The following is a 575-nucleotide window of genomic DNA, read 5'->3' on the forward strand; positions in this document are numbered from 1 at the left end:
ACCCATGATCTTCAGGATGCGGCCGTTGCGCTTGCTGCCGTCGTCGCTGATGGCGACGACCGGGCTGTTGGCCTTGATGCGGCCACGGGTGATACGGCCGATGCCGATCACGCCGAGGAAGCTGTTGTAGTCCAGCTGGGAAATCTGCATCTGGAACGGGCCTTCGCTGTCGACCTTGGGAGCCGGCACGTGGTCGACGATGGCCTGGAACAGGGCATCCATGTTGTCGTCCATGTTCTCGTGGTCGAGGCCGGCGATGCCGTTCAGGGCGCTGGCGTAGACGATCGGGAAGTCCAGCTGCTCATCGGTAGCACCGAGGTTGTCGAACAGGTCGAAGATCTGGTCGATGACCCAGTCCGGGCGCGCGCCGGGACGGTCGATCTTGTTGACCACGACGATCGGGCGCAGGCCGGCCTTGAAGGCCTTCTGGGTCACGAAGCGGGTCTGCGGCATCGGGCCGTCCTGAGCATCGACCACCAGCAGCACGGAGTCGACCATCGACATCACACGCTCCACTTCACCGCCGAAGTCGGCGTGTCCGGGGGTGTCGACGATGTTGATGTTGTAGTCGCCCC

General features: G+C 63.8%; 1 protein-coding gene. It reads right to left on the reverse strand.

Features of this window, described 5'->3' with window-relative positions; translation table 11 throughout:
- A partial coding sequence (locus tag CFY91_RS15370) for a GTP-binding protein (RefSeq protein WP_133063702.1) occupies nucleotides 1-575 on the reverse strand: 575 nt, incomplete at both ends.

This window comes from Pseudomonas fluvialis (assembly GCF_002234375.1).
Taxonomy (GTDB): domain Bacteria; phylum Pseudomonadota; class Gammaproteobacteria; order Pseudomonadales; family Pseudomonadaceae; genus Aquipseudomonas; species Aquipseudomonas fluvialis.